Origin of the sequence: Tateyamaria sp. syn59, assembly GCF_007995245.1 — a bacterium.
Lineage (GTDB): Bacteria > Pseudomonadota > Alphaproteobacteria > Rhodobacterales > Rhodobacteraceae > Tateyamaria.
The window spans coordinates 162,039-186,163 of the sequence record NZ_VCBA01000002.1 but is presented as its reverse complement, the minus strand read 5'-3'; the positions used below and the strand labels follow the sequence as shown (position 1 = coordinate 186,163).

Here is a 24,125-nt window from a genome sequence, read left to right as displayed (position 1 = left end):
GGATTTCGACAATGGCAGATCGTACACCGGGCCTGTTTGTGTCATCCGTGTCGCTTGGTGTGACGGTGATCGGGTTATATGTCGTTTTTGTTCTCTTCGTCACAATCGGGTTCGGCAGCTACATCTACCGCACCGCGTGGAAGGCCGAGCCGATCACCTCGACCGTTTCAGAAAATCAGGCTCTCGTGTCGGATATCGACAACCTGCTGTTCATCATCAAGCGTGAACAGGACCTGGAACGGGCCAAGGCGCGGATCACCGAGGACATCCAGGTTCAAGCTGCCGATATGTCCGACATTGAAAGCCGACACAGCAAGTCCTTTGGCACAATCGCAATCACCAAACGGGCGCTTCGGGCCGAGGTCGATGCCACGCTGGGCAAGCTCTCCGAATACCAATACGATCTTGGCGGTCCTCAACGCCTGATCTACGACACAACACTGGAAAATCTGCACAAGGCCGTTGCCGAAGAAGCAGTTAATCTGCGCGCGACAACCGCGGACTTGCAACTTCGGGCGCTGCTGCGCACGCTGGGCGATGGGCTAGAGGCCAGTGATGTCGATCTGGACACGACAGATCGCTACACGGCATTTCACGAAGAAACCCTGATCAAGTTGGACAGCCTGTCCAAAGAGGTCGACAGCGCCAACACTGCATCCCTTGCGATCAAAGCGGAGAAAGAGGCGCTTCAGGCCCAGATTGACGAATTGCGCCTGCGTTGGACGGCCCATGATGAACAGATCCAGGCATTGCAAAACACGCTTGGACCGGGCGATCCGGCGCGCGCACGGCTGTCGGCACTGTCGCTGAACTTTCCGATCTTCCCCGACATCCTGATGCGCTTTGTCAGCTTTCCCACTATCTTTCTAACGCTGATCGTGACCATTGCCGCCGGGGGCCTTGGCACTGTGGTCGCCTTTTCGCGCAGGTATTACTCCAGCAAGACCGCGAGTGAACTGACCCTGTCCCGCCTGTTCGTCAATGTCGGAGAAGGGATCGCGGCGGCCATCGCCATCTTTCTGTTCTCCGGGGCAGGGATGTTGGCCCTGACCCAAGGCAGCGGCCCCGCCAATGACGTCGAACTCAGCCCCTATACGGTGGCGTTCATCGCCTTTCTGTCCGGCTTTATGGCCGAAGATGCCTTTGCCTCGATCCAGGCGGCGGGCAAGCGCATCTTCAAACCCGATGCACCCGCCGAAACAAAGGACAAGGCAGTCGAACCGACAGCGCAGCCCGACCCGTCCTAGTGTCGTGGTGCTGCAAAGTGCTTGGACAGCTTGAGACCCTGACCCTGGTAGTTCGACGCGATGCCCGCGCCGTAAAGCTGTGCAGGCCGCGCCGCCATACGCTCGTAAATCAGCCGACCCACGATCTGCCCGTGCTCCAGCACGAAGGGTGCCTCGTGGCACCGCACCTCAAGCACCCCCCGCGAGCCCGTGCCCCCGGCCGCATCATGGCCAAAGCCCGGGTCAAAAAAGCCCGCGTAATGCACGCGAAACTCGCCGACCATCGCCAGATATGGTGCCATTTCGGCGGCAAAGTCCGGCGGGATATGCACGGCCTCGCGGCTCACCAGGATGTAGAACGCACCGGGGTCCAGGATGATATGCCCATCGCGGGCGTGCACCTCTTCCCAGAACTCGGCGGGGTCATAGTGGCCAATACTGTCCAGATCGATGACCCCGGTATGCGGTTTGGCCCGGTAGCCGACCAGCGTTGTATCGGGCAAGCGCAGGTCGACGGAAAAGCCCAGGCCGTCGTCAATGACAGCGTCCTCGTTGACCAGCGGTGTTTCTGCATGCAGCATGGCAAGCGTGGCGTCATCCAGAACGGCTTGACCCGCGCGAAACCGGATCTGGTTCAGCCGCATGCCTGGCCGCACGAGCACAGAAAACGACCGTGGGCAAATCTCAGCAAAAAGCGGGCCGCTATAGCCCGGCGTGATACGGTCGAACTCAGTCCCGCCATCCGTGATTGTACGGGTCAGAAGATCCAGCCGCCCGGTCGAGCTTTTGGCATTGGCCACCGCCTGAACATCGGCGGGCAGGTTCAGGCCCTCCATCAGCGGCACGACATAGACGCAGCCCTTTTCCAGCACCGCACCGCCGGTCAGATCCACCTCGTGCATCTGGAACTCGGTCAGACGGTCGGCCACGCGCTGCCCGTGGCCCGCCAGGAACGACGCACGCACGCGGTAGGCCACGGTGCCCAAACGCAGATCAAGGCTGGCGGGTTGGATCTGTGCGGACATGACAGCGGGCTCTGCCGTGATCTCGTCACGATCTATCATTGCCTGCAGTTCTGTATCTGGAAGAACGCCGATCATGTTGCCCCCTTTGTCATCTGTGCGAGGCTTCGTGTCAGCGACCCCGTAGCGCCGGGGCGGTGTGTAGTGGTCGGGCTAGCAGGACTCGAACCTGCGACCTTCCGTCCCCCAGACGGACGCGCTACCAGGCTGCGCCATAGCCCGACGTGAGGGGTGTCATACCCGATTTCTGGCCGGGGGCAAGGGGGAATTGGCACGGGTCGTCGGGTTCTTTTAGCGCGGCGTGTGCCGGGTGTCGGCCATCTGGTCGCGCAACGCGATGAGTTGATCCAGAAGCGGTTTGATCATGGTGCGCTGCCCGTCCGTCAGATGTGTTGCGCGCGAGGCCTTGGTCAGGGCTGACGGCGCAACAGCGATTGTCTCGGGCGCTGGGTCGTCCGGCACATCCACGACACGCGGGCGTGGTGGCGCTGCCTCTTCCGGCTCAGGGTCCGGCGCAACCTCATCGGCAGGCGCCGCGTAGTCGGCCAGGAACGATGGCAAACCCGTACGCGCTGGTTTGGCCGGCTCATCGGCGTCCGCGACCGGTGCGTCGGCAGCCGGTTCGTCCAACTCCATCGACGGTTCAAGCGAGACCTCGGCTGCTTCTTCTTCAACTACAGGTTCGGCCGCTTCATCTGCTGTACCTTCGGCATCGGCGCCAAAGTCCAGTGTCGGCTCCAAAGGCAGTTCTGCATTAGGCGCCTTGGATTCTGAATCGTCAAGCGGGGTCGGCGGTTCCGCCTGATCCTCGATGTGAGTGTCCACCGGTTCCGGCGGCGTGTCCGTCGGCGCGAACTCCACCGGCTCTGACACATCCTCTTCGGCGAGTACTGGCGCTGGATCGTCGGCATATTCAACCGGGGTCTCGGTCGATGCGGCAGGCACATCTTCAACAAAGGGCGGGTAGGGCAGCCCTTGTTGCTCATCGGTGTCCATATCGGCTTCACCGGCGGGTGGCGCCGGGGTGCGCAGAAACGAGGGCAGGGGCGCCATGTCTCCAGCAGATGCTGGATCGGGCCGTGTGATCTCTGGCTCGGGCGACATATCCTCCGGCTCGGTCGATGCGGGCTCCGGCTCCGGAGGCGTCGCTTCCGCAACAGGCGCATCTGTCTTCGCGTTGGGCGGCGGCATAAAGGACACAACCTCTGCCTCAACGGGCGGCTGTTCGACATCCTCGTCCATCCGCGCGGTCAGATCGGCGTCCAGCTGCGCGTCGGTTTCGGCATCCAGAGGCGGCGACATGTCGGCCACATGCGCCATGCCTTCCTCGCGCAATATCTTCTGCACGCCCTTGATGGTCAGCCCATCCTCGTGCAGCAGCTTGCGGATACCCCCCAACAGTAACATGTCGGCAGGACGGTAATACCGCCGCCCGCCAGCCCGCTTGACGGGCTTTACTTGTGTGAACTTGCTTTCCCAAAACCGCAGCACGTGGGTCTGAACCCCCAGCCACTCTGCCACTTCAGAAATTGTGCGAAAGGCGTCTGCGGATTTGGTCATGCGCTCAAGACTTGTTGCCTGCGGCCACGCGGTCCTTCATCAAATGCGAAGGGCGAAAGGTCAGCACGCGGCGTGGATTGATCGGCACTTCTTCACCGGTTTTGGGATTGCGCCCCACGCGCGCCGACTTGTCACGCACCGAGAATGTGCCGAAGGACGAAATCTTGACCTGTTCGCCCCGCACGAGAGCGTCGGACATGTGATCCAGCACGCTTTCAACCAGTTGCGCACTTTCGTTCCGCGACAATCCAACCTCGCGAAATACAGCTTCGCTCAGGTCCATGCGCGTCAAAGTCTTGTCAGTCATACGATCTCCCCTTTGGCAAACCATAGGGCGCGGTGAAATTCCGAGTCAATATCAAGAGCTTGGGCAAGGGAGCGGAAGTCGGCTTTCTGCCCGGTTTCGGACCGTCATGTTTCGAAATCGCACCGACAGACGCGCCCGTCCGGTGCGATCGGCGAAAATCCGCGGGTATCCCCGGCAGATGCGGCAAAGCAGACAGATCGCAAAAGACCTCGTCGGGCAAATGCTGTAGGTTCAACCTGTGATTATGTCATGGGAGGACGCACCGTGCCGCACTTCGCTGCCGTATCGAAAGACATGCAGAACGTTCCCGTCATCTCACCCACTGTCAGCCATATCTCAGCGGCTGGCGGCAGGCAGGCGCCCGACAGGAAAAGCCATCTGTTGACTGCAAAATCATATCAGAATGTCGTCGCCTGGATGCATGCGCGTATTGACGAACGCATCACCGAAGATGCGCTGTGCGCGCTCAGCCCGCTGGGAAAGGAGACCTTCCGGCGCGCCTTTACCGCCCGCGCGGGCATGTCCCCGATGCGATACCTCACGTGGTTGCGTGTGGACATGGCCGTGCGGTTGCTGATCGACACCCGCTTTGATCTGAGCGAGATCGCCTTTGTGACAGGGTTCAAGCAGGAAAAGCGGTTGGTTGCGGCCTTTGTCAGCACGCTCGGCGTGCGCCCGCAGGCGCTGCGGGTGACTGTAGCCTGAAGAGGGCGCAGAAGACCGGATTTGCTACCAGCGCAGGACGACTGAGCCCCAGGCCAGTCCGCCACCGATGGCTTCGGTGACCAGCAGGTCGCCATCCTTGATCTGCCCGGTCTTTCGGCCCACTGACATTGCGAGTGGGATCGAAGCAGCAGATGTGTTGCCATGGTCCTGAACGGTGACGACAACCTTGTCCATGCCTATGCCCATCTTCTTGGCGGTGCCCTGAATGATGCGGATATTGGCCTGATGCGGTACGACCCAGTCGACGTCGTCCGCTGTTACGCCAGCGCGTTCCATCGCCGTCTCGGCGGTGGCGGCCAGCTTTTCAACGGCGTGGCGGAATACCTGGTTGCCCTGCATCCGCAAGTAACCGCTGGTGCCGGTGCTGACGCCGCCGTCGACATACAGAAGGTCGCGATGCCGCCCATCCGAATTGAGATCGGTCGCGAGAATGCCCCGGTCTTCCGCAGTGCCTGCGCTCTCCTGCGCCTCAAGCACCAGCGCGCCCGCGCCATCGCCAAACAGCACACATGTGCTGCGGTCGGTCCAGTCCATGATCTTGGAAAACGTCTCGGCCCCGATGACGATGACCCGCTTGGCCTGTCCCGAGGCAATCAGCGCATTGGCATTGGCCAGGGCATAGACAAAGCCCGCGCACACCGCTTGGACGTCAAAGGCAAAGCCGTGTGTCATGCCCAGCTTGGCCTGCACCATCGTTGCCGCAGAGGGGAAGGTCAGATCGGCAGTCGACGTGGCCAGCACGATGGCGTCGACGTCGTCAGCGCTCAGACCAGCCTCATCCAAGGCCGCTTGTGCCGCAGCGGTCGCCATGGACGAGGTCGTGTCGTCCTCCGTCGCGAAATGCCGGCGCTCAATGCCCGAGCGCGACCGAATCCATTCGTCCGAGGTGTCGAGCGTGGCCTCAAATTCGGCATTCTCGACCACCCGTGACGGTAGGTAATGACCCACACCGCGCACCACAGCACGAAGCGTCATCGCTTGCTCTCCTCTGCCAGCGCAGTGGCCCGCGCGACGCGGGCAGCTAGCTTGTCGTTAAAGCCCTGTTCGGACAATTGGGCCGCCAGTTTGATGGCCGCCGAGATCCCCGTAGCATCGGCCCCGCCGTGCGATTTGACAACCGTGCCGTTCAGCCCGAGAAAAACACCGCCGTTCACGCGGCGCGGATCGATCCGCTTTTTCAGGCGGCGCATCGAGGTGTAGGCCAGAATAGAGGCCAGCCGGGACAAGGGCGTAAACTTGAACGCCTCGCGTAAAAGATCCCCGATCAGGCTGGCCGTTCCTTCGCCGGTCTTGATGGCGACATTCCCGGTGAAACCGTCTGTGACCACAACGTCGACCACATCGCCCTGAATATCGCCGCCCTCGACAAACCCGACAAAGTCGAACTCGGCCGCGTCCGCCTGTGCGCCGATCAGCTCATATGCTTCCTTCAGCTCTGACCGGCCTTTGTGCTCTTCGGTGCCGACATTCAGCAGACCGATTCGCGGGCGGGGCAACTCCATGCCGTTGCGGGCATAGGACGCGCCCATCAACGCATAGCGCAGCAGGTCGTCAGCATCGGCGCGCACGTCGGCGCCCACATCCAGCATCACGTTGAACCCTTGGGGGTTCCGGCTGGGCCACAGCACGGCAATGGCAGGGCGGTTCACACCAGGCAGCTTGCGCAGACGGATCATCGACAGCGCCATCAGCGCGCCCGTGTTGCCGCAGCTGACGCACACATCGGCGTCCCGCGCACGCACGGATTCGATGGCCGACCACATCGACGTGCCCTTGCCATTGCGGACCACATGGCTGGGCTTGTCGTCCATGGTGACAACGCCATCGGCGTTACGGATTATACAGCGCCCAGCGAGGTTTTTGCGCTTGGCGACCAAGCGCTCCAACTCGTCCTGCGGGCCATGCAGAATAAACCCCAGTTTGGGGTTCTTGTTCGCAGATGTCGAACAGCCAGACACGACAGCAGCGGGCCCCAAGTCCCCGCCCATCGTGTCAATGGATACGATTATTGGAAAGGCAAGCTTCGCACTGGCATCGGCCGTATCGGTGGAAGGGGCCGTCATTGCGCGCTGTCGTGCCTTGTCGCTGGGGACGCCGCTCAGGCCGCGTCGTCTTCCAGATCAACCTCTTCGGTCATCGCGACGATCTCGTTGTCGTCGTAGTGACCGCATGCCGCGCAAATGTGGTGCGGGCGCTTCAGCTCGCCACAGTTCGGGCACTCGTTTGGGTTAAACGCGACCAAGCTGTCGTGCGCGCGGCGGTTGTTGCGGCGCGATTTCGACACTTTATTCTGTTGCACAGCCATTGAATTGGGCCTTCGGTTCGGGCAGCGCCGCGCAACGGAGCGCGGATGCGAGTTTTTCATCTCGCCCCTGCAGGGGGCATTTGGGTCAACCAAGTACGGGTTGGAGCAGCGTTTAGGCAAAGCGCCGCGACATGTCCAACCCAAAATCTCGTGAGGGCGGCAAAATACGCATCCTTGTCCAAGACGCAAGGGCAAATCGCCATGGCCATCGACAGTACATCAGTCGTCTGTGTCACGGTCCAGACTGGACTTCAGATCAGCCAGCCCGGCAAAGGGTTTGGCCGCTTCGTCGGTCAGTGGCGCAACACCCGGTTCGGTCAACACGACCTGACCCAGTTCAGCCCCGTCAGCCCGCGGAAAATCCGGGACGGCAAGGCTGAGCGCCTCCACCATCACAGCCTCCGGGTCAACCCAGGCCCCCAGCGGCTCGACCTCGTCGTCTTCGGGCATCTCCGCCTCGGGCGCGTCGATCTCCTCGTAGTCGCGCAGGTACAGCCGACGGACCGGCACGTCGATCCGGGTGGTGACAGGGACAAGGGTCACGGCACAGGGCTGGGTCACGGTGGCCCCCAGCTTGCCGGTCAAAAGCCAGTCCTTCGCACCATGGGCAGCAATCTGCCCCTCAAAGCGCAGCTTGCGCACACCAGACAGGTCCAATTCCTGCGCCAGCCCCTCCATCGTCTGCGTGTCGGGCATGATGGCAAAGGGTGTCGGCGCGTTCTGCGCCAGCCCGCTCACCCGTAGGGCCGATGTCGATGGAGCCGTCTGAGACATGCAGCAAACTTTCGTTTCTTGAACCAAGGCCAACACTTGAGTAAGTCGAGATAAAAGCACCACGCCCCCTGAGCAAGGGGCTGCGCGTAACAAGGGGGGTCAGATGGGGACCTTTACACCACTTTCCGCAGCAGGCCTCGCCCTGATTGTCACTCTGGGTGTCGCGGGATGCTCCCCGACGTTCCGCAATCACGGCTACGTGCCGCCCGAAGAGGACCTTGCCGAATTGGCGGTCGGGATCGACACTCGCTCGACCGTTGAGGATCTGATCGGGCCACCGACCGCGGGCGGCGTGCTTGAAGGCGGCGATTTCTTCTACGTGCGCAGCCGGGTGCGCACATTTGGCCCGCGCAGACCGCAGGTGATCGACCGGCAGGTCCTGGCGGTCACCTTTGATCAAGAAGGCGTGCTGCAGAACATCGAACGCTTCGGGCTCGAAGATGGACGGGTCGTGGCGTTGTCGCGGCGTGTGACCGACAGCGGCGTGACGAACGTCAATTTCCTGCGCCAGCTTCTGGGCAATATTGGCCGGGTCACGCCGGGTGGTCCTCTCTGATCAGTCCCGGCTTCACGTGCTGCTGTTCATGTGTCTGTCACGCGTCCCGTGGTAACGGGGTGCCGCAGACCACGGGTAGGAGGCTGACGCAATGATCGGGCTCAAAAAGGGGCGGTATTGCGCCCGGCAGGCAAGGACCGAAAGAGATGTGGCAGCAGCGCAAGCCCTGCGCGCACGATGCTTCGGCCTTCCAACCGATGCCGATGATTTTGACGACAGGTGCACCCATATCCTGATCTACCGCGTGGTGGACGATGCGCTGGTGTGTTGTTTTCGCATGATGCCGCTGACCGGTGCCACGATCACGCACAGCTATTCCGCGCAGTATTATGAACTCAGCGCGCTTGAAGCCTATGACGGCAAGATGGTCGAGATGGGTCGCTTCTGTATCGACCCCAAAGCTGCCGATCCCGACATCCTGCGTGTCGCGTGGGGCGCGATGACGTCTTATGTGGACGAAGCCGGGGTTGAGCTGCTCTTTGGCTGTTCGTCCTTTGCGGGCACCGAGACGGCAGAGTACCTGGACGCGTTCGCCATGCTCAAGGCGCGCCATCTTGCGCCCAAGCGCTGGCTGCCGCGGGTCAAGGCGCCCAAAGTGTTCAAATACGCCGCGCGGTTGCGCCGCAAGCCAGATGCGAAAAAGGCCATGCTGCGGATGCCGCCGCTTTTGCGCACCTATCTGATGATGGGGGGGTGGGTCAGCGATCACGCGGTGGTCGATGACCAGATGAACACGCTGCATGTTTTTACCGGGGTCGAGATCGGGTCGATCCCGCCCGCGCGAAAGCGCTTGTTGCGCGCGGTCGTGCAGTAGGAATTTCGGATCGGGATGCTCCGATCCGACCGGCTGGGGGCCAGCCCCCAGACCCCCGTCGTATTTTTAGTCAGAAGAAGACGCGGGTCGGGCGGTCGCACGAAAACGGTGCATTGTCTGTGCACGGGATGTGTATCCCGGATTGACGTGCCGGTCCGGACGGCCTAGCTCGCCCTCATGGCGCGCGTTCCACTTCTCCAGCTCTCCGATATCTCGCTGACCTTCGGCGGCGATCCCGTCTTTGATGACTTGTCCCTGGTGGTTCAGCCGGGGGACCGTGTGGCGCTTGTCGGGCGCAACGGTTCCGGCAAGTCGACGCTGATGAAAGTCATGGGCGGGCTGGTCGAACCCGACACAGGACAGGTCGTGCCAGGCCCTGGGGTCAGCGTCGGCTACATGGAACAAGATCCTGACATGACAGGGTTTTCCACGCTGGGTGACTTTGCGATCCACGGGCTCGAACCCTCGGATCTTTACAAGGTTGAGCGCGCCGGTGAAGGGCTGAAATTCGATCCTGCTCGCCCGGTGGAGACAGCCTCGGGCGGTGAACGACGGCGCGCGGCGCTCGCGCGGCTGATGGCCGAAGCGCCTGACCTGATGTTGCTCGACGAGCCGACCAACCACCTTGACATCGAGGCCATTGCCTGGCTTGAGGCTGAGCTGAAGGCCACCCGCGCGGGCTTTGTCCTGATCTCGCACGACCGAGCGTTTTTGCGTGAACTTACTCGTGCAACCCTCTGGATAGACAGGGGAATGGTAAGGCGTCAGGAGAAAGGTTTCGCAGCGTTCGAAGCGTGGCGCGACACCGTTTGGGAGGAAGAAGACACCGCACGCCACAAGCTGAACCGCAAGATCAAGGTCGAAGCGCGATGGGCGGTCGAGGGCATCAGCGCGCGCCGCAAGCGCAACATGGGTCGCGTGCGCGCCTTGCAGGATCTGCGCGCCGAACGCGCTGCCCAGATCAAACGGCAGGGCACAGCGGCCATGGCGTTGGAAGCCGGGCCAAAGTCGGGCCGCAAGGTGTTGGAAGCCAACGACATTTCCAAGTCATATGATGGCAAGACCATCCTTGCGCCATTCTCGCTCAAGGTACAACGCGGTGACCGCATCGCCTTTGTCGGGCCGAACGGCGTTGGCAAGACAACCCTTCTGAAGATGCTGATCGGTGACGTTGCGCCGGATACGGGAACCGTCATCCACGGCACCAATCTGGATGTCGCGGTGTTCGACCAGACACGGTCCAAGCTCGACCCCAACGCAAGTTTGTGGGACAGCCTGACCGATGATCCGGAGATGCGCGTGAGCGGCAAGGCGGATCAGGTCATGGTGCGGGGAACGCCCAAGCATGTCGTTGGGTATCTAAAGGAATTTCTGTTCGATGAGGCGCAAGCCCGTGCCCCGGTGCGGTCACTTTCGGGGGGTGAAAAGGCGCGGCTTCTCCTGGCCAAGATCATGGCGCATCCGTCAAACCTGCTGGTGCTTGACGAACCGACAAACGATCTCGACGTCGAAACGCTCGATCTGTTGCAGGATCTGCTGGGTCAATATGACGGCACGGTCCTGTTGGTCAGCCACGACCGTGACTTTCTGGACCGTGTGGCGGTGACCACCATCGCGATGGAAGGGGATGGCAAGGCCACGGTATATGCGGGCGGGTGGAGCGATTACCGCTCTCAGCGCGCACCGCAGGACGTGCCGCCTGTGTCCGACGCAAGGAAAAAAGCGGCTGCGCCGGCATCGAAACCGAAGCGCGCCGGGAAAAATGGGCTCTCCTTCACTGAAAAGCATCGGCTTGACGCCTTGCCAGCCGAGATCGAGCGGCTTGAGGCGGAGATGGCAAAGCTGCAAGAGTTGCTGTCCGATCCCGATATTTATTCTCGCGAACCGGTCAAGTTCCAGAAGGCGACCGAGGCGCTTGCGGAGCGGCAAGCCAAGCTGGCGGCCGCAGAAGAGGAATGGCTGCGCCTGGAGGAGAAAGCAGAAGCCTGACCGGGCGCCTTGCTTCGGTCGGGCGGCGACCTAGCCGACGCTCGACCACCGGTTTCGATCTGGTGCCAATGTCCGTGACGGCATTTGACCGGGCGTTCAAGACGGTGCCGGCGCATGTGAGTGGGCTCACCGATTAACACTGTTTTTCCATCAGGATGCCGGATCCGGCGCCGGATGGATCTACCGATGCGCTCGCGGGACCGGAGGGTGCGCATTCTAGCAAGGACCTTGCTGAGTTTCTGCTGCCGTACCAAGTTGTCGCTGTAGCGCATGACCCTGCTGTGCTCCTGCTTGCGGTTTTGCAAGCGGCCTATGATGCGGTGGCCAGAGCGTGCCGCATGTGCCCCGTAGGCTCTAGAGCGGTTTTGCAGGTACGCCGACGACCGTTGTGCCTGCAGCCACGTCGCGCGTCACCACAGCACCCGCGCCAATGATCGCTTCGGCTTCAATCGTCACACCCGGCATCACAAGGGCACCCGCACCGATCCAAACATTGGCGCCAATGGTGACAGGATGCGCGATCTCTATTCCCGCACGGCGCTGTACCGGGTCACGGTGATGATCTGCACAGATGATCTGCGCACCCGTTCCGATAAGGGTGCCGTCCCCGATCCGCACTGGCGCACTGTCGAGGATGACGCAGCCGCTGTTGATGAAAACCTCGGTGCCCAAATGTATATTGCGCCCGTAAGAACAGTGGAACGGGGCTTCAACCAGGCAGTTGGTGCCGGGATCTGCGAACAATCCGCGCAGCGGCGCGCTGAGCGTGCGGCGTTCGGACGGAGGGAGTTGGTTGTGCGCGTGCACAGCATTCAGCGCGACCATGCGCAGCGCCTCAAGCTCGTCATCAAGGCACGAATACCACGCGCCCGCCTCCATCTTTTCTCGTTCGGTTCCCATCACCGCATCCGCAGCGCGCCATCGAGGCGGATCACTTCGCCGTTCAGATACCCCATCTCGACAATAAACGCGGCAAGGCGCGCATATTCGTCGGGGTCACCCAGTCGCGCAGGGTTTGGCACATCAGCGGCCAATGCTGCCTGCACATCCTCGGGCAGTCCGGCCAGCATAGGCGTTTTGAAGATGCCCGGCGCGATGGTCATGACCCGCACGCCGGACGACGCCAGATCCCGCGCCATCGGCAGCGTCATGCCGACGACGCCGCCCTTTGATGCGGCGTATGCCGCTTGGCCCTTCTGTCCGTCAAAGGCGGCGATGGATGCGGTGTTGATAATCACGCCGCGACCGCCATCGGCGTCTGGCACATTGTCGGCCATCGCTGCCGCCGCCAGACGGGCGACGTTGAAGCTGCCAACAAGATTGATGTCGACAGTTTTTTGAAAGGCTGGCAGGGGGTGCGGACCGTCGCGGCCCACGGTCTTGATCCCAAGCGCGATACCCGCGCAGTTTATCGCAGCCGTGATGCCACCCATCTTGGATCGTGCCAGATCAATGGCAGCCGCGACAGAGCCTTCATCGGTCACATCCGTCTCTGCAAAATGTCCGCCGATCTCTTGTGCAACCTGCTGTCCGCGATTCGAATCGCGATCCAGCAACGTGACCTGTGCCCCGCGCGCCGCAAAATGACGCGCAGTGGCTTCCCCCAAACCAGAGGCGCCGCCGGTTACTACCGCCATGGTTGTGTCGAGTTTCATCGGCTCCTCCACTTTCCGAATATGAACGCGTGTTCATTTAAGCGGAATGAAGGCGCGCTTACAAGGTCGCCCTAGCCTTTGTGAATCCACCCGCCGCCAAAAATACGGCTGCTGTCACGATCATAAAAGACGCAGGCCTGGCCCGGTGACACACCCGCCTCGGCCGCGGCGAGTTCGACCGTCGCTTCGGTCGCACTGATGGGTCGGATCACAGCGTCGGTCGGCGGTCGGGTCGAGCGGACTTTGACGGCCACATGCCAGGCGTCGCGGCTATCGAATCGGTCGTCGCCAAGCCAGTTGACTTCGCGCACAGGAATGGTCCGAGTGGCCAACATATCTCTTGGTCCGACGATCACCTGACGATTTTCTGCGTCGAGTTTCACGACATACAAAGGATCAGCCAATCCGCCGATCCCAAGGCCTCGACGTTGCCCGATGGTATAGTTGATCACCCCGTCATGTTGCCCAAGCACTCGGCCGGTATGGTCCACGATGTCGCCGGGCGCCGCCGCCTCGGGGCGCAATTTGCGGATGACTGCTGCATAGTCGCCATTGGGCACGAAACAGATGTCCTGGCTGTCGGGCTTGTCCGCCACGCTCAACCCGTATTTCGCGGCGAGTGCACGGGTGTCGTCTTTCGAGGGCAGGTGGCCCAACGGAAAGCGCAAATAGTCCAGCTGCTCGGTAGTCGTCGAGAACAGGAAGTAGCTTTGATCGCGACCGGCGTCCGCAGCTGCGTGCAATTCTGCGCCGTGAACGCCGACTTTTCGCTGGATGTAATGGCCTGTTGCCATGCAGTCCGCTTCGAGATCCTTGGCTGTTTCAAGCAAATCCTTGAATTTCACCCGCTCGTTGCACCGTATGCAGGGTACGGGCGTCGCACCGCCCAGGTAGCTGTCGGCGAACTCATCTATGACGGCATCGCGGAACACGTTTTCGTAGTCCAAAACGTAATGGGGAAAATCCATTTCCTCGGCCACGCGGCGGGCGTCATGAATATCACGCCCTGCGCAACAGGCGCCCTTTTTCGCCAGCGCTGCACCGTGATCATACAGCTGCAAGGTGACGCCAACCACGTCATATCCCTGGCTTTTCAACTCGGCCGCCACAACGGAACTGTCGACGCCGCCGGACATGGCAACGACGACACGGGTGTCGGCGGGGGCTTTGTCAAAGCCCAATGAATTGAGCGGACCAGAGCGGTCAAGCATGGCATCTCTCCGAGGGAATTGGACGCATATATATGAAAATGCGAGATAGTCACAAGGCCCCGTTTAACTGCACATTAAATGCATCGCGTCACTGTCCGGACAACGCGATGAAAGAGCAGTGCAATGTATCTGAAAAAAGTTGATGGACCACGTGCGGTGACGTTGCCTGATGGGACGGTCCTCACACAGGCGGACCTGCCGCCAAATACGACCCGACGCTGGGTGGCTTCGCGCAAGGCGGCCGTGGTGCGTGGTGTTCTCTACGGATTGATATCGCAGGACGCCGCGCTTGAGCGGTATGGCCTGAGCGAAGAGGAATTCCACGAATGGGTCCGGGCGGTTTCCACGCACGGTGAAGACGCGCTGAAGGCAACGACCCTACAAAAATATAGACAACTTTAAGTTGTTAAGATAAGAACGCATCAAGGGTAACGTGTGGTTAACCTTTTCGGTTCACGTTTGGTTCAACACCTGAACACCCTCTGTGTGGAGACCAAAAAATGCGTGTGCTGCTTGTAGAAGACGATCCAACGACCTCCAAAAGCATCGAGCTGATGCTGACCCATGCCAACCTGAACGTCTATGCGACGGACCTGGGTGAGGAAGGGATCGACCTGGCCAAGCTGTATGACTATGACCTGATCCTCTTGGACCTCGATCTGCCGGACATGAACGGGCATGAAGTGCTGCGGCAATTGCGGCTTGCGCGCGTCGAAACGCCCATTTTGATCCTGTCGGGGGCAGACGACACGGAAAACAAGATCAAGGGCTTTGGGTTTGGTGCGGACGATTACCTGACCAAACCGTTCCACCGCGAGGAACTGGTGGCGCGCATCCACGCCATCATTCGCCGGTCTAAGGGACATTCGCAGTCGGTGATCGAGACCGGCGATATCTCCGTCAACCTTGATGCCAAGACGGTCAGCGTTGACAACAAGACGGTGCATCTGACGGGCAAGGAATACCAGATGCTCGAACTTCTGAGCCTGCGGAAGGGCACAACGCTGACCAAGGAGATGTTCCTCAACCATCTATATGGCGGGATGGACGAGCCGGAACTGAAAATCATCGACGTGTTCATTTGCAAGCTGCGCAAGAAACTCAGCAACGCAACCGGCGGGCAAAACTATATCGAGACAGTGTGGGGCCGCGGCTATGTTCTGCGGGATCCGGAACCTGCGCAGGCGGCCGAAGACCGCCCCATCGCCATAGGCGCCTAAATCTCCCCTTATCCATCTATTGGACGAAAGACCGACATGCGCTCGCCATGTCGGTCTTTTTTTCGTTTGAACCCATCGCGTTGCGATCAATGACTGGACCGTGCCTGTTGCGGCTTTTATCTCTTGGCCCAATACCGACAGGGGATGCGTCGTGACGGATATGATCGAAATTGATGCGTTGACCGAAGCGCAAGCCAAGAGCGAACTTGCCCGCCTGGCCAAAGCGCTGGCGCGCGCCAATACCGCCTATCACACAGAAGACGCGCCAGAGATCAGCGATGCAGCCTATGATGATCTCAAACGGCGCAACGCCGAGATCGAGGCGCGGTTTCCTCAGCTCAAACGCGACGACAGCCCAAGCGATCAGGTGGGCGCCCCGGTGGCTGATGGGTTTTCCAAGGTCACGCATGCCGTTGCCATGCTGTCGCTCGCCAACGCGTTTGACGATGAGGATGTCGGGGAATTCGACACCCGCATACGCAAATATCTGGGTCTGAAGGTCGACGCGCATCTGAACTACACGGCTGAGCCGAAAATCGACGGGCTTTCCCTGGCGCTGCGCTATGAGAATGGCACACTCATGCAGGCCGCTACCCGCGGTGACGGTGCGGTCGGAGAGAACGTGACAGCCAATGCGCGGACCATAGATGACATTCCCCACACGCTGACCGGCGCACCTGACATCCTCGAAGTGCGGGGCGAGGTTTACATGTCTCACCCCGATTTCGAAGCGCTGAACGCGCGTCAGGCCGAGGCGGGCCTCAAGACGTTTGCCAACCCGAGAAATGCCGCCGCCGGATCGCTGCGCCAGCTTGACGCAAACATCACCCGGTCGCGCCCGTTACGCTTTTTCGCCTATGCTTGGGGTGCGTTGTCAGATCCGCTGGCGGACACCCAGATGGGGGCCATCGAACGGCTTGATGCCCTTGGGTTCCAGACAAATCCGCTGACCAAATTGTGTGACGGCCCACAGGATATGATTGCCCACTACCGGCACATCGAACAGGAACGCGCGACGCTGGGATACGACATTGATGGCGTGGTCTACAAGGTGAACGACCTCGCGCTGCAATCCCGCCTTGGTTTCAGATCAACGACGCCCCGCTGGGCTGTGGCGCACAAGTTCCCTGCCGAACTCGCCTGGACGCGCCTTGATGCAATCGACATCCAGGTCGGTCGCACTGGCGCGCTCAGCCCGGTGGCACGGCTGACCCCGGTGACGGTGGGTGGCGTCGTGGTGTCGAACGCCACGCTGCACAACGAAGACTACATTGCCGGGCGCGACAATAAGGGGGGCGTCATTCGCAACGGAAAAGACATCCGGGTCGGTGACTGGGTGCAAGTGTATCGGGCAGGCGATGTGATCCCCAAAGTCGCTGATGTGGATTTGCAGAAACGGCCCGCCGACGCGGTCCCGTTCTTGTTTCCACAGCAGTGTCCGGAGTGCGGCTCTGACGCGATCAGGGAAGAGGGCGACGCTGTACGGCGATGCACAGGCGGGCTTATCTGCCCCGCACAAGCTGTTGAAAAGATGAAACATTTCGTAAGTCGCAGCGCCTTCGACATCGAAGGGCTCGGCGCCAAGCAGGTCGAGATGTTTTACCACGACGATCAACTGCCTATCCGGACTCCGGCCGATATCTTTACGTTGCGCGACCGCGATGCGCAAAACCTGACCAAGCTCGCCAACCGCGACGGGTGGGGCGAGACCAGCGCCGGCAATCTGTTTGACGCCATCGACGAGCGGCGCAAGGTGCCACTCGGACGGGTGATCTTTGCCCTAGGCATCCGGCATGTGGGCGAGGTGGCGGCGAATGATCTGGCCAGACATTACAGCACGTGGGACGCGTTCGCAGAGGCTGTTGACGCCGCGGGTTCTGCTGCAGAACGCCACCTGCAAGCAGATGCAGCAGAGGTTGCAGAACGCAAGGCCGCAGCAGAAGAAGGGCGCCGCGCGCGGATCAAACCCGTTCGGGATGCCGCCTGGTCTGACCTGTCGTATGACGCCCATGCCGCCTGGTCGAACTTGACCGGTATCGACGGCATCGGCGCGTCCGTGGCGACCGCCTTGATCACGACATTCCAGCAGGAGGCGGAGCGTCGCTCAATCAATGCGCTGGTATCGCGATTGGACATCGAGCCGGTAGAAGACACAGCCGATACGGACAGCCCCGTCGCTGGCAAGACGGTTGTCTTCACCGGTACGCTGGAAAAGATGACCCGCGCCGAAGCAAAAGCGCGGGCCGAAGCCCTGGGCGCCAAGGTGTCGGGATCGGTCAGCGCCAAGACCGACCTTCTGGTCGCGGGCCCAGGAGCGGGGTCGAAGGCCAAAAAGGCGGCCGATCTGGGGATTGAGACCATTGATGAAGACGGCTGGCTGGATCTGATCGGGACGACATGAGCCGACCGGAAATCCTTTTCCCGCTTTTTGCAGATCTCGAAACGCTCGAAGGTGTTGGCCCGAAAACAGCACAGAACCTGGGGCATCTTGGCGTGGAAACGCCCCGCGATATGCTGTTCACTCTGCCCCACACCGGTGTTGATCGCGCGCTGCGAGACACGGTTGAGGGCGCGCCGCTTCCTACGACGCTCACCGTTCGGGTGACGGTCGGCGCGCATCATCCGGCGCGCAACCGGGGCGGGGCGTACCGCATCCATGTGGAAGACGCCGAGACCAGTTTCCAACTCGTGTTTTTTCACGGGCGCAGCGACTATCTGAACAAGGTCTTGCCGACCGGCAGCACACGCGTGGTGTCCGGCAAGGTTGAGCTGTTTGATGGGATCGCCAACATGGTGCACCCGGATCATATTCTTGCCGTAGCCGACGCAGCCGACATTCCGGCCTTTGAGCCGGTCTATCCCCTCACAGCGGGTGTGACGCAGAAAACGATGTTCAAAGCGTCGCGGGCGGCGTTGACGCGCGTGCCTGCCATGGAGGAATGGATCGACAGCGCGCAATGTGCTCAAGCGGGTTGGCCTGATTTCGGGACGGCCATGCAGACCGTACACACGCCGCAATCGCAAAAGGATCTGTCGCCGGATTCCGCGGCACGGACCCGGCTTGCCTACGATGAGTTGATGGCGCACCAACTCACACTGGCGTTGGCGCGCGCGTCCGAACGGCAGGTCAAAGGGTTTGCATCGGTGGGCACCGACGTTTTGCGGGCCCGCGTGCGCGCGGCGTTGCCCTATGCCCCAACGGGTGCACAGGAACGGGCGATTGCTGAAATCAGCGAGGATATGACCGCCCCTGTACGCATGAACCGTCTGCTGCAGGGCGATGTGGGGGCCGGCAAGACGCTCGTGGCGTTTATGGCGCTGTTGATCGCTGTTGAGGCAGGTGGGCAGGGCGTAATGATGGCGCCAACGGAGATCCTCGCACGGCAGCATCTGGAGGGCCTGCAGCCTTTGGCGGAGGATGCCGGGGTTGTCTTAGAAATCCTAACCGGTCGCGACAAAGGCGCAGAGCGTCGCGCTAAACTGGCCGCGCTGGCGCGGGGCGACATTCAGATCCTGGTCGGGACACATGCGGTGTTCCAGGCCGATGTGAGCTTTGCGGATCTGCGGCTGGCCATCGTGGACGAACAGCACCGCTTTGGCGTGCGGCAACGCCTCGCCTTGGGCAAAAAGGGCGGCGCGGCGGACGTGCTAGTGATGACCGCAACACCAATCCCTAGGTCACTCGCGCTTGCGCAATATGGTGACATGGATGTGTCGGTGCTTGATGAGAAGCCACCCGGTCGTAAACCGATCAAGACCGCGATGGTCAGCAACGCGCGCATGGATGAAGTCGTCGCGCGCTTGCGCGCTGCGATGGATGATGGGCGGCAATGCTATTGGGTCTGTCCGCTTGTCGAGGAAAGCGAGGCCGTTGACCTGACCGCAGCCGAAGAGCGGTTCAAACGCCTGCGCGCGGTGCTTGGTGACGACCGTGTCGGACTGGTGCATGGGCAGATGCCCCCGGCGGACAAAGACGCGGCAATGGCAAAGTTCCAGGCGGGAGAAACGGGCGTTCTGGTGGCAACCACCGTGATAGAGGTGGGCGTGAACGTGCCCAATGCGACCATCATGGTGATCGAGAGGGCAGAGACATTTGGCCTCGCGCAGTTGCACCAGTTGCGCGGGCGTGTGGGGCGGGGTGAGGCAGCGTCGACCTGTCTGCTGCTCTATCAGGCGCCACTGTCTGATGCGGGGCAAAAGCGGCTCGAAGTGTTGCGCGAGACCGAGGATGGATTTCGGATTGCCGAGACGGATTTGCAGATGCGCGGATATGGCGACTTGATTGGAACGGCGCAATCCGGCGTGCCTAGGTTTCAGGTGGCCGACATGGAACGCCAGGCGGGTTTGATGGCGGTGGCACAGTCAGATGCGCGCAAACTGCTGGCTGAAGATCCGGGTCTTTTGTCCCCGCGGGGACAAGCCGCGCGTATCCTGCTGTGGCTTATGCGGCAGGATGAAGCGATCCGTTTGATATCAGTTGGTTAGTCGCGGTTGTTCCGAAAAGTTCGCAAATGTTCTTAAAAAGTTCTTTACCAATGGTTAAGAATGTGAGAACAAAGAAGCAACTCGAAGACGGAGATGCTGACATGACCACGCTGCGACACATCAAAGACATCGCCACCCGCGCCGAAGCCACCTTGCTTCAGGACGCCGTAGGAGTCGCTGCTCTGGCTGTGATGCTGGTGGTTGGTCTGCACCTTCCCGCTTTGATCTGAGTTCTGCCTGCGATCTTGCTTGATCCCATACCGCACCCGTCCCAGGTGCTTTCACATGCGGTTCATCGGCTCTGCCTGCCGAATGAGACGCCCCTGTTTGCCGCAGGGTCCATGGATCTGTCCCACGCAAGAGACGCTTTCCTCGCGCCGCCATCCGCCCGGATGTGCGGCGCTTTTTTTAGAACGTGTAGGCGAGGCGCAAACCGCCCCAGTGGCGGCCACGGACAAAGATGGGCGCTGACAAATCCTTCATCATCTTGAATGTGCCGCCGCCCATGTCCCTCCGATAGACCTGCAAAAGAAACGGTGCCGTATTGCGCCCGGCCTTTAATCCTACGCGGTCATCAAAGATGCGTCTGTTCCGGCAGTTCGCGGTATTCCATACTTCGTCATCAGACTGCGGGCGCGAAAACTTTTTGTTGTGCGTTGGCAAGTATCCGTTGATGTCCACTGCGGCACAGAACACAACCCTCTCGTCAAAGTTGAGCGCGGGTTCCTGGATTGGCGGCAGAATACGGTCCAGAGCGTCATTGTAAGAGGTCGCGACCTGCGGGGGCCGGGTGCCGGGCAGGGTGATATAGGTGCGGTCGAACAACGACGCTTCAGATAGATGACCCTCTGCAAGGAGATGTTCAAAGGCATCAGCCACGGCAACCGAACGGCGCCGTACATCCTCAATGAAAGGCGCATCTTCTGTCATGCCCCCGAGGGCTGCGCTTGACTGCACGATCTCTTCGGATGTGTCGACCATGCGCTCAATCCGCCCATGTGCCTCGACAATTCCGTCGGATGTTTGTGCCACGCTCTGCCCGATATTGTGCATGTTGGGCCCGAAGGCCGCGATGGCCTGTTGCACTTGTGCCGAATGTTCGGCGATGCGCGCCGCCTCGCCCCTGGTGTCGTTCACTGACTGTTCCATCCGAGCGAGCGCGCGGTCCGTTTCCGTGCTTTGCGCAATCACATCCATGGCCTGTTCGGCCACATCGGTCGCTTCGGTTCCAAGCGCCGCGATCCAATGCGTCAGCGTTTCGATATTGGCCGAGATTTCGGCGGCAGCACTTTTGGTTTTTTGCGAAAGCTCATTTATGGCTTCGGCCACGACGGCAAAGCCACGGCCTGCATCACCGGCGCGGGCTGCTTCGATTTTCGCGTTGATGGCCAACGTGTTGACCTGCATCGAAATGGCGGCGATCTGGCTGTTATTGGTTTTGACGGCAGCCAAAGTTTTGCCAACCGTGTCGCTGCGGTCCGACAGATCCTGCACCCAGGCCGCGACATCGCGCGAGCGGCTGCCTAAGTCACGCATCATTTCAACGGACTGACCAACCTCGGCTTGTGTGCGGGCAACACTTTGAACCAGGTCCGTCGCCGCGGCCTCAACGGCGTCATTGGCCGTTTCAATGTCGGCGGCACTCCCGGACAGAACCTCAAGCGCGGTGCGCTGGTCTTGCGCTTGCCGTTCGATCATGTCGAGAAAACCGGCGAGGTCCACGATCTCGTAGCCCAAGGTCGACGAAGACCGCGCAAGGTCGTTTAATCGGGGCACCTCAGGAAAATCTGGCTGAGCGGTCATGTCTGGCAGAACCTGCGGCAATTACAGAATGCCACAGGGCTAAACGCGAATCGTTCAAAATTTCCTAAGCTGACCTGTCAGGCGCAGTTGGACCGTTCGGCCTGTTCCATCGCCTCTGCCGTCGCTTCGATGCTGAGCAGGATGGAGGCGTGCCTGTTTTTGTAGTCGCGCGCCGGTTCGAGCACTTCGAACGCGTCGAACGGGGCAGGGGGTACCGGGCCGCTTGATTTGAGCATGGCACGCAGCGCGTCCCGCCCGTTTTCCACATCGTCGAGGGTCAGCCCAATCACGGCCCCGCCCGTCACAGCCGCCGCCGCCTGACCCAAGGCGCAGGCTTTGACGTCCTGTCCAAAGTTCGTGATCCGGCCATTCTCAACCTGCACATCGACGGTCACCGTAGATCCGCACAGGGGCGAACGTTTCTTGACCGTCGCATGCGGCGCATTGAGGCGCGCATGATGCGGGATGTCTGCCGCAAGTCCAAGGATGCGGTTGGAATAGAGTTTTATCAGGTCCGTATCGGCGGGCATGTCCCCTCCGCACTGGTGTTGCGTTCCGTTTCGACATACTTAATCGGCCTGATCTCAGATGCAAAAGGTTTTGCCATGTCGGCCTTTGATCCCAGCAGCTTGACGTATAACGAACAGGGCTTGATCCCTGCGATCGCCCAGGATGCGACCAGCAACAAGGTGCTGATGATGGCGTGGATGAACGCCGAAGCGTTGGCCCGAACACTGCAGACAGGCCGTGTGACCTATTGGTCGCGGTCACGCCAAGCGTTTTGGGTCAAGGGGGACACGTCCGGCCATGTGCAGGAACTCGTGTCACTGCGTGTGGATTGCGATCGCGACTGCATATTGATGTTGGTGCATCAAACCGGGGCTGCCTGCCACACCGGGCGCCGGACTTGCTTTTACACCGATGTGACAGACGGGACCGAAGTCGAGTTGATGGCGCCGATGGTTTAGGGGGCTGTCGGCCCCCTCGGCGCGGTGCGCCTCACCCCCCGAGGATTTTTTTCAAACAGGGAAGGCAGGCCGACCATCGCCCGGATGTCTTCGGGTGTCGCCCCGTCTGCTCGGTATTTCGCAATGGCGCGGGCGTCATCGCGTTTGGCGAGGCGTTTGCCCGCGTCGTCACGGATCAGCCGGTGATGGTGATAGATAGGCGTCGGCAGGTCGAGCAGGCGTTGAAGAACGACTTGCAAAGGCGTGGTGTCGAACAGATCCGCACCGCGGATGACATGGGTGATGCCCTGGCCCGCATCGTCGATCACGGCGGCCAGGACGTAGGACACTGTCTCGATTTCCTTGCGTCCCAGCACAGCATCGCCGGTCAGGTGCAGCAGCGTATCGGGGTCAATGACTTCAGATCCCTTGTGGAGCGGGCCCGTCTCTTCAAAGGACAGCGGCGCATCCAAACGTGTGATCGCGCGTGCCATGTTCAGTCGCAGTGCATCACCGGGCTTGCGAGAGGACATCTCGCGGTGGCGACATATGCCAGGGTAGACGGGCGGCGTTGTCACGCCTTCCTGCGGCGCAGACAGCGCCGCGCGAATGTCGCTGCGCCGACACGAACAGGGGTAGACCAAACCGTCCGCCGCCAATTGCATCAGCGCGCTGTTGTAACGCGCCAGATGCTCGGACTGGCGCAGCACCGGCGTCGCCCAAATCAAACCGAGCCACCTCAGATCGTCGTAAATCTGTTCTTCCCAGGCCATGCGCGCCCGGCTGGTGTCCGTGTCTTCGATGCGCAGCAGGAAGGTGCCCTGAGCATCCCGCGCCATATCGTGGGCGAGGAGTGCGGAGTAGGCGTGCCCCAGATGCAATGGCCCCGTCGGTGACGGCGCAAAGCGCGTGACGAAAGTCATGCCTTCACGAGAACGTAGACGTTTGATTTCAAACCAATTCCCGGCAGATGATCGCCATGTTCCTTGAACACAAGGCGCGCAGCACCGCAATCCGTCCACTCGGCGATGCCGCCCTCGTTTGCAGGGTCTTCGAGCGCATGATCGTTGAAGGAAAAGACCAGCTTGCCCGACCGCGGCAGCGCCCGCATCAACAGATGCAGGACGTCGATGGGCGCAGCGCCTGCGCCGATTACGCCGATAGCGGCCATGGCGGCATAGTCGGTGCGCGGCAAGGCGCCGCCTGCTTCGATCCGGTCCAGCTTGCGGTACACGCCCTTGGTTCCGGCGCCTTCCAGCATTTCGCTGGACAGGTCGACACCGTCGATCACCTCGAACCCAACGCGTTTCAAGGCAAGTCCTGACAGCCCTGTGCCGCAGCCAAAATCCAACACGGGCGCCGCCAGATCGTCAACATGCGCCTTGAGCGCTTCGGCGCATCGGAGGGGCGTGGCGTATCCGTTTTCCGCCACTTCGGCGTCGTAGCTTGCGGCCCAATCGTCATAGAGGGTGCGGGTCGATGATGCGTCGCGGGCGCGGTAGGCCTTGTCCAGAAATCCAGTCAT

The 24,125-nt window shown here is 61.0% G+C and carries 26 protein-coding genes and 1 tRNA gene; 12 read left to right on the top strand and 15 right to left on the bottom strand.

Going from position 1 to position 24,125, the window contains the following annotated elements; all coding sequences use genetic code 11:
* The first annotated feature begins 11 nt into the window (after positions 1–11).
* Positions 12–1,247, top strand: coding sequence for a hypothetical protein (locus FD715_RS04225; RefSeq protein WP_147105709.1), 1,236 nt, complete (start codon positions 12–14; stop codon positions 1,245–1,247).
* Here FD715_RS04225 and FD715_RS04220 read toward each other — a convergent pair.
* The 4 genes from FD715_RS04220 to ihfA all read right to left on the bottom strand — a co-directional run bounded on the left by FD715_RS04220 (position 1,244) and on the right by ihfA (position 4,115).
* Positions 1,244–2,326, bottom strand: coding sequence for a 2'-deoxycytidine 5'-triphosphate deaminase (locus FD715_RS04220; protein ID WP_147105706.1), 1,083 nt, complete (start codon positions 2,324–2,326; stop codon positions 1,244–1,246). The genes FD715_RS04225 and FD715_RS04220 overlap by 4 nt on opposite strands.
* 67 nt (positions 2,327–2,393) lie before the next feature.
* Positions 2,394–2,470 (bottom strand) — tRNA-Pro (locus tag FD715_RS04215).
* 69 nt (positions 2,471–2,539) lie between these two features.
* The gene (locus tag FD715_RS04210; protein WP_147105703.1) at positions 2,540–3,808 is read right to left on the bottom strand and encodes a MerR family transcriptional regulator; all 1,269 of its coding nucleotides are present in this window, start codon (positions 3,806–3,808) and stop codon (positions 2,540–2,542) included.
* A 4-nt stretch (positions 3,809–3,812) separates the two neighbouring features.
* A complete protein-coding gene (gene ihfA, locus FD715_RS04205; RefSeq protein WP_076627506.1) occupies positions 3,813–4,115 on the bottom strand; it encodes an integration host factor subunit alpha in 303 nt (100 codons plus the stop codon).
* A gap of 264 nt (positions 4,116–4,379) precedes the next feature.
* Here ihfA and FD715_RS04200 point away from each other — a divergent pair, with 264 nt between their 5' ends.
* Complete coding sequence (locus tag FD715_RS04200; RefSeq protein ID WP_223274731.1) at positions 4,380–4,820, top strand: helix-turn-helix domain-containing protein; 441 nt, start codon at positions 4,380–4,382, stop codon at positions 4,818–4,820.
* 24 nt (positions 4,821–4,844) lie between these two features.
* On the opposite strand, the gene FD715_RS04195 is transcribed toward FD715_RS04200, so the two are convergent.
* The 4 genes from FD715_RS04195 to FD715_RS04180 all read right to left on the bottom strand — a co-directional run bounded on the left by FD715_RS04195 (position 4,845) and on the right by FD715_RS04180 (position 7,920).
* Positions 4,845–5,816: a beta-ketoacyl-ACP synthase III gene (locus tag FD715_RS04195; protein ID WP_147105696.1), complete on the bottom strand. Its 972-nt coding sequence runs from the start codon at positions 5,814–5,816 to the stop codon at positions 4,845–4,847.
* Positions 5,813–6,904, bottom strand: a complete 1,092-nt coding sequence (plsX, locus tag FD715_RS04190; protein ID WP_147105694.1) for a phosphate acyltransferase PlsX — start codon at positions 6,902–6,904, stop codon at positions 5,813–5,815. The genes FD715_RS04195 and plsX overlap by 4 nt, the downstream gene beginning before the upstream one ends.
* A 35-nt stretch (positions 6,905–6,939) precedes the next feature.
* Complete coding sequence (gene rpmF, locus FD715_RS04185) at positions 6,940–7,146, bottom strand: 50S ribosomal protein L32 (protein ID WP_076630194.1); 207 nt, start codon at positions 7,144–7,146, stop codon at positions 6,940–6,942.
* A gap of 219 nt (positions 7,147–7,365) precedes the next feature.
* Complete coding sequence (locus tag FD715_RS04180; RefSeq protein ID WP_147105691.1) at positions 7,366–7,920, bottom strand: DUF177 domain-containing protein; 555 nt, start codon at positions 7,918–7,920, stop codon at positions 7,366–7,368.
* A gap of 103 nt (positions 7,921–8,023) precedes the next feature.
* On the opposite strand from FD715_RS04180, the gene FD715_RS04175 reads away from it, so the two are divergent.
* The 4 genes from FD715_RS04175 to FD715_RS23025 all read left to right on the top strand — a co-directional run bounded on the left by FD715_RS04175 (position 8,024) and on the right by FD715_RS23025 (position 11,713).
* Positions 8,024–8,476 (top strand): outer membrane protein assembly factor BamE, encoded by a 453-nt coding sequence (locus FD715_RS04175; protein ID WP_147105689.1) that lies wholly within the window; start codon positions 8,024–8,026, stop codon positions 8,474–8,476.
* Positions 8,477–8,567: 91 nt separating this feature from the next.
* A complete protein-coding gene (locus FD715_RS04170; RefSeq protein ID WP_147105686.1) occupies positions 8,568–9,290 on the top strand; it encodes a GNAT family N-acetyltransferase in 723 nt (240 codons plus the stop codon).
* 177 nt (positions 9,291–9,467) lie between these two features.
* On the top strand, positions 9,468–11,279 hold the full coding sequence (locus FD715_RS04165; protein WP_147105684.1) for an ABC-F family ATP-binding cassette domain-containing protein: 1,812 nt from the start codon (positions 9,468–9,470) through the stop codon (positions 11,277–11,279).
* Between the two features lie 155 nt (positions 11,280–11,434).
* Positions 11,435–11,713: a DUF5996 family protein gene (locus FD715_RS23025; RefSeq protein WP_223274730.1), complete on the top strand. Its 279-nt coding sequence runs from the start codon at positions 11,435–11,437 to the stop codon at positions 11,711–11,713.
* Here the strand turns inward: FD715_RS23025 and FD715_RS04160 are convergent.
* From FD715_RS04160 to mnmA, 3 genes are all read right to left on the bottom strand, one after another.
* Entirely contained in the window at positions 11,634–12,179 is a 546-nt protein-coding gene (locus tag FD715_RS04160) for a sugar O-acetyltransferase (RefSeq protein WP_147105681.1), read from the bottom strand. The two genes, FD715_RS23025 and FD715_RS04160, sit on opposite strands and share 80 nt — an antisense overlap.
* The gene (locus FD715_RS04155) at positions 12,179–12,934 is read right to left on the bottom strand and encodes an SDR family NAD(P)-dependent oxidoreductase (RefSeq protein ID WP_147105678.1); all 756 of its coding nucleotides are present in this window, start codon (positions 12,932–12,934) and stop codon (positions 12,179–12,181) included. The genes FD715_RS04160 and FD715_RS04155 overlap by 1 nt, the downstream gene beginning before the upstream one ends.
* A 71-nt stretch (positions 12,935–13,005) precedes the next feature.
* Positions 13,006–14,145: a tRNA 2-thiouridine(34) synthase MnmA gene (mnmA, locus tag FD715_RS04150; protein ID WP_147105675.1), complete on the bottom strand. Its 1,140-nt coding sequence runs from the start codon at positions 14,143–14,145 to the stop codon at positions 13,006–13,008.
* 123 nt (positions 14,146–14,268) lie between these two features.
* Here mnmA and FD715_RS04145 point away from each other — a divergent pair, with 123 nt between their 5' ends.
* The 5 genes from FD715_RS04145 (at position 14,269) to FD715_RS22930 (ending at position 20,080) form a co-directional block, all read left to right on the top strand.
* Entirely contained in the window at positions 14,269–14,547 is a 279-nt protein-coding gene (locus tag FD715_RS04145; RefSeq protein WP_147105673.1) for a DUF1153 domain-containing protein, read from the top strand.
* Between the two features lie 98 nt (positions 14,548–14,645).
* Positions 14,646–15,365: a response regulator transcription factor CtrA gene (ctrA, locus tag FD715_RS04140; protein WP_147105671.1), complete on the top strand. Its 720-nt coding sequence runs from the start codon at positions 14,646–14,648 to the stop codon at positions 15,363–15,365.
* Between the two features lie 160 nt (positions 15,366–15,525).
* The gene (ligA, locus tag FD715_RS04135; RefSeq protein ID WP_147106697.1) at positions 15,526–17,766 is read left to right on the top strand and encodes an NAD-dependent DNA ligase LigA; all 2,241 of its coding nucleotides are present in this window, start codon (positions 15,526–15,528) and stop codon (positions 17,764–17,766) included.
* The gene (recG, locus tag FD715_RS04130; protein ID WP_147105668.1) at positions 17,763–19,850 is read left to right on the top strand and encodes an ATP-dependent DNA helicase RecG; all 2,088 of its coding nucleotides are present in this window, start codon (positions 17,763–17,765) and stop codon (positions 19,848–19,850) included. Before ligA ends, recG begins: the two co-directional genes overlap by 4 nt.
* A gap of 101 nt (positions 19,851–19,951) precedes the next feature.
* Complete coding sequence (locus FD715_RS22930) at positions 19,952–20,080, top strand: hypothetical protein (RefSeq protein ID WP_255450632.1); 129 nt, start codon at positions 19,952–19,954, stop codon at positions 20,078–20,080.
* Between the two features lie 178 nt (positions 20,081–20,258).
* On the opposite strand, the gene FD715_RS04125 is transcribed toward FD715_RS22930, so the two are convergent.
* On the bottom strand, positions 20,259–21,653 hold the full coding sequence (locus tag FD715_RS04125; RefSeq protein WP_147105665.1) for a methyl-accepting chemotaxis protein: 1,395 nt from the start codon (positions 21,651–21,653) through the stop codon (positions 20,259–20,261).
* Positions 21,654–21,730: 77 nt separating this feature from the next.
* Positions 21,731–22,183: an iron-sulfur cluster assembly scaffold protein gene (locus FD715_RS04120; RefSeq protein ID WP_147105662.1), complete on the bottom strand. Its 453-nt coding sequence runs from the start codon at positions 22,181–22,183 to the stop codon at positions 21,731–21,733.
* A gap of 75 nt (positions 22,184–22,258) precedes the next feature.
* Here FD715_RS04120 and hisI point away from each other — a divergent pair, with 75 nt between their 5' ends.
* Positions 22,259–22,621: a phosphoribosyl-AMP cyclohydrolase gene (gene hisI / locus FD715_RS04115; RefSeq protein ID WP_147105659.1), complete on the top strand. Its 363-nt coding sequence runs from the start codon at positions 22,259–22,261 to the stop codon at positions 22,619–22,621.
* On the opposite strand, the gene gluQRS is transcribed toward hisI, so the two are convergent.
* Together gluQRS and FD715_RS04105 are read right to left on the bottom strand one after the other, a co-directional pair.
* A complete protein-coding gene (gene gluQRS / locus FD715_RS04110; RefSeq protein ID WP_147105657.1) occupies positions 22,618–23,523 on the bottom strand; it encodes a tRNA glutamyl-Q(34) synthetase GluQRS in 906 nt (301 codons plus the stop codon). The genes hisI and gluQRS overlap by 4 nt on opposite strands.
* Positions 23,520–24,125 (bottom strand): class I SAM-dependent methyltransferase, encoded by a 606-nt coding sequence (locus FD715_RS04105; protein ID WP_147105653.1) that lies wholly within the window; start codon positions 24,123–24,125, stop codon positions 23,520–23,522. Before FD715_RS04105 ends, gluQRS begins: the two co-directional genes overlap by 4 nt.